8 protein-coding genes are annotated in these 7,297 nt (G+C 68.6%); 5 read left to right on the top strand and 3 right to left on the bottom strand.

Going from position 1 to position 7,297, the window contains the following annotated elements; all coding sequences use genetic code 11:
- Nucleotides 1-296: 296 nt before the first annotated feature.
- Nucleotides 297-1,241 carry a protein-methionine-sulfoxide reductase catalytic subunit MsrP gene (msrP, locus tag A6302_RS18535; protein ID WP_069308280.1) on the bottom strand — a complete coding sequence of 315 codons (945 nt, stop codon included), beginning with the start codon at nucleotides 1,239-1,241 and terminating at the stop codon, nucleotides 297-299.
- A 285-nt stretch (nucleotides 1,242-1,526) separates the two neighbouring features.
- On the opposite strand from msrP, the gene A6302_RS18530 reads away from it, so the two are divergent.
- The 4 genes from A6302_RS18530 to A6302_RS18515 all read left to right on the top strand — a co-directional run bounded on the left by A6302_RS18530 (nucleotide 1,527) and on the right by A6302_RS18515 (nucleotide 5,421).
- Nucleotides 1,527-2,729, top strand: coding sequence for a pyridoxal phosphate-dependent aminotransferase (locus A6302_RS18530; RefSeq protein WP_069308279.1), 1,203 nt, complete (start codon nucleotides 1,527-1,529; stop codon nucleotides 2,727-2,729).
- Nucleotides 2,730-2,984: 255 nt separating this feature from the next.
- Nucleotides 2,985-3,470 carry a hypothetical protein gene (locus A6302_RS18525; protein WP_069308278.1) on the top strand — a complete coding sequence of 162 codons (486 nt, stop codon included), beginning with the start codon at nucleotides 2,985-2,987 and terminating at the stop codon, nucleotides 3,468-3,470.
- Nucleotides 3,471-3,652: 182 nt separating this feature from the next.
- Entirely contained in the window at nucleotides 3,653-4,858 is a 1,206-nt protein-coding gene (locus A6302_RS18520; RefSeq protein WP_245294142.1) for a PQQ-dependent sugar dehydrogenase, read from the top strand.
- Nucleotides 4,859-4,884: 26 nt separating this feature from the next.
- Complete coding sequence (locus tag A6302_RS18515) at nucleotides 4,885-5,421, top strand: DUF1499 domain-containing protein (protein ID WP_069308276.1); 537 nt, start codon at nucleotides 4,885-4,887, stop codon at nucleotides 5,419-5,421.
- Here the strand turns inward: A6302_RS18515 and A6302_RS18510 are convergent.
- Both A6302_RS18510 and A6302_RS18505 read right to left on the bottom strand, forming a co-directional pair.
- Nucleotides 5,378-5,665 (bottom strand): SemiSWEET family sugar transporter, encoded by a 288-nt coding sequence (locus tag A6302_RS18510; RefSeq protein ID WP_069308275.1) that lies wholly within the window; start codon nucleotides 5,663-5,665, stop codon nucleotides 5,378-5,380. The genes A6302_RS18515 and A6302_RS18510 overlap by 44 nt on opposite strands.
- A gap of 139 nt (nucleotides 5,666-5,804) precedes the next feature.
- A complete protein-coding gene (locus A6302_RS18505) occupies nucleotides 5,805-6,191 on the bottom strand; it encodes a septal ring lytic transglycosylase RlpA family protein (protein WP_069308274.1) in 387 nt (128 codons plus the stop codon).
- Nucleotides 6,192-6,359: 168 nt separating this feature from the next.
- On the opposite strand from A6302_RS18505, the gene A6302_RS18500 reads away from it, so the two are divergent.
- Nucleotides 6,360-6,752, top strand: a complete 393-nt coding sequence (locus A6302_RS18500; protein WP_245294141.1) for a c-type cytochrome — start codon at nucleotides 6,360-6,362, stop codon at nucleotides 6,750-6,752.
- Nucleotides 6,753-7,297 lie beyond the last annotated feature (545 nt).

Below are 7,297 nucleotides of genomic sequence, written 5' to 3'. Positions count from 1 at the left end.
GCCGGCTTTTCGACGACGATAAGAGCGGCACACTCCAGCCCCTCCGCCTTGCATACCAGTCATGCAAAGCGCCGCCTTGTATTGAGGCACCCTGCCCGGCATTTACTCACTCAGCTGATGGATTTCTTCTCCCTGCCAGTCCTCCCGGCCGGGACGAGTTTTTCAGCTGTTCCCCTCTGGATGCGTACCGCGCCCCCGCGGTGACGTTTCCTAAACTTGATCAGCCGGGCTTCGCGCCCGGCTTTTTTTTGCCCGAGGTCTGACGCAGCGATCATCCGGGCACTCGCACCGACCGCTCACATGAACAGCCTCTCGCCTTCGAGACCGGTGTAGAGCCCGGCCACCTGCTCGGCGTAGCCGTTGTAAAGAAGCGTCGGCACCTGCTCGCCGGTGTGCAGCACCCGCTCGCTGGCCTGGCTCCAGCGGGGGTGGGGCACCTCGGGGTTCACATTCGCCCAGAAGCCGTATTCGGAGGCCTGGATCCCCTCCCAGAAGGTCTTCGGTCGCTCGTCGGTGAAGGTGAAGCGCACGATCGACTTGATCGACTTGAAGCCGTATTTCCACGGCACCGCCAGCCGGATCGGCGCGCCGAACTGGTTGGGCAGCGGCTTGCCGTAGGCGCCCGTGACGATGAAGGCCAGCTCGTTGGTGGCCTCGGCCATGGTCAGCCCCTCCACATAGGGCCACGGATACCAGACCTGCCTCTGCCCCGGCGCCGTGTCCGGATCGAGGAAGGTTTCCATCCGCACGTATTTGGCGCCCGCCAGCGGTTTCGCATAGGCAACGAGATCGGCCATCGCGAAGCCGGTCCACGGCACCGCCATCGACCACGCCTCGACGCAGCGGTGGCGGTAGAGCCGCTCCTCGATCGCCATCGCCTTGATCAGGTCGGCGGCATCGACCTTGCGCTCGGTCTCGACCATGCCGTCGAAGGTCACGGTCCAGGGCTCGGTCTTCAGGGCCTGCGCGGCATCGAAGATGGTTTTCTGGCTGCCGAATTCGTAGAAATTGTTGTAGCTGCCGCTCACCTCTTCGGGCGTGATCGGCCGGTCGAGCGTGTAGCGGTCGTTGCGCGGCGCCGGAGTGCCGCCGGCGGCAAGGGCGGAGCCGAGCCCGGCCGGCGAGAGCACGAGACCCGCGCCGAGGCCCGCGGTGGCCAACAGATCCCGCCGGCTCAGGAACATGTGCTCCGGGGTGGCGTCACGTTCGGCGATGTCCCAGGCGCGGCGGCGGAAGGTCATGGGTCTTCTCCGTTGCAGGTCGGTCGGATCCGCCCGTCAGCAGCATCCTGCCCCAAGTAAGCCCGCGATGCGCCCGCCACTTCAACACACGATCCCGTCAACGGGCCCGTCAACCGGCCGTCCACCCACCGTGTGCCGCAGCGCCCAAATGCCTTGCCGCAGGCGCGAAAATCGGCGCCGCAAAGGTGGCAGATCGGCCTTGCGTCACCGTGTCGCCGCGCCTAACGTGCGGCCCGCGCGCGGCCGGCGGTTGCGCTCGCGTCCCCTGCCCTACGGAGTGGCCCGATGAGTTTCCTTTCCAACGCCCTCGCCCGTGTGAAGCCTTCGCCCACCATCGCGGTGACGTCGAAAGCCCGCGAGCTGAAGGCGGCCGGCCGTGACGTGATCGGCCTCGGCGCCGGAGAGCCCGATTTCGACACGCCGGACAACATCAAGGAGGCGGCGATCCGCGCCATCCGCGAGGGCAAGACCAAGTACACGGCCGTCGACGGCATCCCGGAGCTGAAGGAGGCGATCTGCGCCAAGTTCGCCCGCGAGAACAACATCGCCTACAAGCCCGCCCAGGTCACCGTCGGCACCGGCGGCAAGCAGGTGCTCTACAACGCCCTCGTGGCGACCCTGAACGCCGGCGACGAGGTGATCATCCCCGCGCCCTACTGGGTCAGCTACCCGGACATGGTGCTGCTCGGCGGCGGCGAGCCGGTGTTTGTCGCGGCCGGCGCCGAAAGCGGCTTCAAGCTGCAGCCCGAGGCGCTTGAGGCGGCGATCACCCCGAAGACCAAGTGGGTGATCTTCAACTCGCCCTCCAACCCGACCGGCGCGGCCTACACCGCCGCCGAACTGCGCGGCATCGCCGACGTGCTGCTGCGCCATCCGCATGTCTGGGTCATGACCGACGACATGTACGAGCATCTCGTCTACGACGACTTCAAGTTCGCGACGCTGGCCGAAGTCGAGCCCGGCCTCTACGACCGCACGCTGACCGTCAACGGCGTCTCCAAGGCCTACGCGATGACCGGCTGGCGCATCGGCTATGCCGCCGGTCCCGTCGAGCTGATCAAGGCGATGGGGTCGATCCAGTCGCAGTCGACCTCGAACCCCTGCTCGATCGCCCAGTGGGCCGCCGTCGAGGCCCTCAACGGTCCGCAGGACTTCATCGCCGCCAACAACGAGATCTTCAAGGGCCGCCGCGATCTCGTCGTGTCGATGCTGAACCAGGCCAAGGGCATCAAGTGCCCGACTCCGGAAGGCGCCTTCTACGTCTATCCCTCCTGCGCGGGCGTGATCGGCAAGACCAGCGAGCGTGGCGTGTTGATCGCCGACGACGAGATCTTCACCAGCGAACTGCTCGAGGCCGAGGGTGTCGCCGTGGTCCAGGGCTCGGCCTTCGGCCTCGGCCCGGCCTTTCGCATCTCCTACGCGACGTCGAACCGCGATCTGGAAGAGGCCTGTTCCCGCATCCAGCGTTTCTGCGCCTCGCTGCGCTGAATTGCAGCTCCCGGGCGGCGGTTCTTCCGCCGCCCGGAAGTTCGCGTCCTGACGGCGCCCGCGCATGCCTGGCGCCAGACGCCGACTTTGCCGGCTCCTGCCGTTTTCTCCGCAAAATTGCCATGAAAAATCCCGGGATCGCGCTCAATCGAGGCCTGATCCCGACGTATTCGCCTGTTGTCATGACAAGATGCCGGTGTTGCCCGGCCTCTTCTTCCCGCGCCTCCAGAAGGCGGTCACAACGCGGATATGTCGATGAGCACCGAGCATCTGCTGTCACAGGACACCCCGCTTTTCACCGTTGACGGCGCCCTGCCGCAGCGGGCCGGCACCCGGCGCACCGTCGTCGAATCCTATCGTCTGATGCGTCTCGTCGCCCTGCTCGTGTTCATCATTGCCGCAACATTCGCCGGCATGGCCTCTGCCGCCCCGAATGCGCCGGACGTCTACGGTCCGAACGAGAACACGCTCTGGAAGTTCTCCCGCGAGGCCGCCGAACCGCTGCGCTTCCAGATCGCCGATGTCGCCGCTCCGGGTGCGCAGGTGTCTCCGGCCTCGCCTGCCAGAACAACTCGCGAGCCGCTGTTCGATGCGCTCTTCGCGCAGGAGACAGGCGGGCGCGGCATGGTCGCCGGCATCATCGGCGTTCTTCTCGCCGGCATGCTGGGCCTCACCGCCGTGCTCTGGCACGAGTTCGGATCGCGCCTCGGGCTGACCGCCTCCCGCAGCCTTCGCGGCTGACCGCGGCGGGGCATCATGCCCCGACCTCCGCCTTCGGCTTAAACGCCTCGCCTCGTCCACGCCACGCGCTCCATCGCCGCCTGACGGCCCTCGCCTTCGATCGGGCCTCCCCGACGCTTGCCCTGCGCCCCGGCGCGCCCTATCTCGCGGTGGGACGGGGGTCGAAAGCAACAGGAGTGGCGATGACGTCCGTATTCACCTCCAGCCGGTTTTCCGATGCGACTGCGACGGCGGAAAACCCTCCCCTGCGGCAGACCCCGCGCCTGAAAGCCGCCATGACGGCAGGCACACTGGCCGCGGCCCTGCTGCTCGCCCCCGGCGCCCACGCCGCCACCCTTTCCGAATCCGATATCGCCTCCGAAGTGATCGCCTCCGGGCTCGATCATCCGTGGGCCGTCGCCTTCCTCGGCGACGGCGAGGTGCTCGTCACCGAACGCTCCGGCGCATTGCGCCTCATTGCCGGTGGCCGGATGTCGGACCCGATCGCCGGCGTGCCGGATGTGGTCGCGCGCGGCCAGGGCGGATTGCTCGACGTGGCGCTTCACCCCGGGTTCGCCAGCAACAGCCGCGTCTATCTGAGCTTTTCGCAAGCCGGTGACGGCGGTGCCGGCACGGCCGTCGGCTATGGCATCCTGGAGCGCGACGGCGCGACCGCGCGCCTCGACGACTTCAAGGTCATCTTCCAGCAGTTGCCGAAGGTGAATGCCGGGCAGCATTACGGCTCGCGCCTCGTCTTCGCCCCCGACGGCACGCTCTACGTCACCCTCGGCGAGCGCGGCCAGGGCGCGCCGGCGCAGGATCTCGGCTCGCATCTCGGCAAGGTCGTCCGCATCGGCGACGACGGCGCGCTGCCGGCGGACAATCCCTTTGCCAATGCCGAAAGCGGCGCCCGGCCCGAGATCTGGTCCTACGGCCACCGCAACCCGCAGGGCGCGGCGCTGCATCCGCAAACCGGCGAGCTCTGGCTGGTGGAGCATGGCGCCCGCGGCGGCGACGAGATCAACAAGCCCGAAGCCGGCACCAACTACGGCTGGCCCGAGATCAGCTACGGCAAGCACTATTCGGGCGGGAAGATCGGCGTCGGCACCTCGGCGCCGGGCATGGCCCAGCCGATCCACTACTGGGACCCATCGATTGCCCCCTCCGGCATGACCTTCTATGACGGCGACCTCTTCCCCGAATGGAAGGGCGACATTCTGGTCGGCGCGCTGAAGGCGCAGCTTCTCGTCCGTCTCGACGTGGAGGATGGCGCGGTGGTCGGCGAGGACCGGCTGTTCGCCGGCAAGTTCGGCCGGATCCGCGATGTCCGTACCGGACCGGACGGCGCCGTCTACATTCTCACCGACGCCAGCAACGGCCAGCTGATCCGGCTCGTGCCGTCCGACTGACGGCGGGATCCAACAGGGAGCAGAGCGTGACGATCCTGAAGGTGGTCGCGGCCGTGGTGATCGGCCTGGTGCTGCTGGCCGGGGCGGGTTTTGCCGCCCTGGTCGCCTATGGCCGCGAGGCTGCGTGGGACCGGATCGGCGGACCGGCGCCTCTGGTGGCCTACGACTTCGACGCACCGGTGAGGACGGGCTCGCCGAACGACGTGCTGGCCTGCCCGGACGGCGCCTGCGCGTCCGGCGCGCCGGAGCTGGCCTCGCCGCGCTTCGCGGCGGGCGCGGACGCGGTGTTCGAGGCCGCCCGCCGCGTGCTTGCGGACGAGATGGGCGCGGAGATCATCGCCGAGGATCGGACAGCGAGAACACTGCAGGCGATCGTCCGCAGCCGGCTGATGCGCTTTCCCGACGATGTGACGCTGAAGGTGACCACCGGCGACGACGGCCGGTCGCTGGTGTGGATGTATTCGGCGAGCCGGATCGGGCGCAACGACTTCGGGGTCAACCGGGCACGCGCCGAGGAAATCACACGGCGGCTGGAGTCAGCGCTTTCGAAAATCGCGCCTTGAGGCCGAGGATGCACAGCACCAGCAGCAGCGTCACCGCATTGGCGCCGATCACCGGCATTGAGCCGATCATCAGCCCGTAGACCAGCCACATCGCCACGCCCACCGCCAGCGCGCCATAGGCCGAATAGGAGATCGACGAGGCGTCGCGGTCGCGGATGATCTTGTAGGCCTGGGGCAGCCAGCAGAGCGTGGTGACGACGGCGGCGGACGCGCCGATCAGTTCGGCGAAGGCGGAAGCTTCCATGGCGGATGACCCGGGGCGGGAGAATGGCACGGTGACGATATCCGGTCCCCGCACGGCCGGCAATTCCGCCAAGCACATGTGAGGCATGCATTTTTGCCGCTGCGCGGCAACACTTCGTTTACCCTTTTCGCGCCCCCCCTCAGCAGCTGCCGCCGCGCAACTCGCCGCCCGACAGCGCGCGGATCCGCACCGGCGCGATGCCGTCGCGGCGGAAGCCGAGGCGGTCGGCGGCGGCGCGGGTGACGTCGATCACCCGCCCCCCGCCATAGGGCCCCCGGTCGTTGATCCGCACCACGGCGGTGCGGCCGTTGCGCAGATTCTGCACCTCCACCTTCGTGCCGAACGGCAGGCTGCGGTGGGCGGCGGTCATCGCCTCCGGATTGGCATATTCCCCGCTCGCCGTGCGCGAGGTCAGTTCGTACCACGAGGCCTTGCCGCACTGGCGCGGACCGGAGCCGCAGGCGGCAAGCCCGAGGGCGAGGAGAAGCAGCGTGGCGGCCGGCGCCCGGTGGGTGATCTGGGTCATCCCCCAGCCTCGCCAGACAGGGTGAAGACTTCGTTACCGAGCGGCCCGCCGATGGCCGGGAACTTCTGCCCGCCCGGATCATTCTATCCCCACACCAGGGCCGCGACCGGCGGCGCCGGACGATCCGGCCGCCGCCTGCAGAGACGGCCCCCTCGGGAAGGAACCGCCATGACCCGCACCGCGCACGCCGCCGTCGCCCGACCCACGGCCCGCCCCATGGCCAGCAAAGGCCGTCTCGCCCCCTTCGCGCTTGCCCCGCTGGCGCTCGCCGCCCTGCTCGCCATGGCCCCGCAGCCGGCCCGCGCGCAGGCTGACGGAGGTGGCGAAGCGGGCGGCGACGGCCAAGTCAACTTCAACAACTCCTGCCGCACCTGCCACACCACCTCCGAGGGCGACAACCGCCTCGGCCCGAATCTCGCCGGCATCATCGGCCGCAAGGCCGGCAGCGCCGAGGGCTATTCCTACTCGTCGGCGCTGGCGCAGGCCGACGTCACCTGGGACGAGGCCACCCTCGACCGCTTCCTCGAAAACCCGGACGCGTGGTGCCCGGCAACAACATGAAGCCCTTCGCCGGCATTTCCGACGCGGCCACCCGGAAGTCGATCATCGACTTCCTCGCCGCGGGGAAATGAGGCGGACGCGGGCCGCGGCACCCCCCGCTCCCCCTCGCCGCGGCCCGCGACGGTTTTTGAAGGTGCAGAGAGAGTGGCTTTGGCTGCTCTCTTTTTTTGTGTGTGGTGGCGGGAATGGCGAGGTTGTACCGTGCCGCTCCCCCTCTCCCTGTCCCTCCCCCTCCAGGGGGGAGGGGACGCCGGATTGAAACGGCGTTCGCAAAACGACCTCCCGTTTCGGCGAGACGCCCGCGATACAGCCGTCCGTTTCGGCGAAACCCTGCTGAGCAAGACCGCCCTCTCCTTCATCGTCCCCTCCCCCCTGGAGGGGGAGGGACAGGGAGAGGGGGAAGCCACAGCCACAAACCCATCCGAACCAAACACCCCCACCCCGGCAAACCTGCGTTCGCCGGGGGAAGGCCGAGGGGGATGGGGCGCCGAAAGGCGCGGATGTGACTGCTCGGTCTCCGCCGCCCCGCCGGCCCGTGGCCTTGC

Origin of the sequence: Methylobrevis pamukkalensis, assembly GCF_001720135.1 — a bacterium.
In the GTDB taxonomy this organism is placed as follows: Bacteria; Pseudomonadota; Alphaproteobacteria; order Rhizobiales; family Pleomorphomonadaceae; genus Methylobrevis; species Methylobrevis pamukkalensis.
Note: the sequence above shows the minus strand (reverse complement) of the source record. Positions and strands in the feature narration are given on the sequence as shown.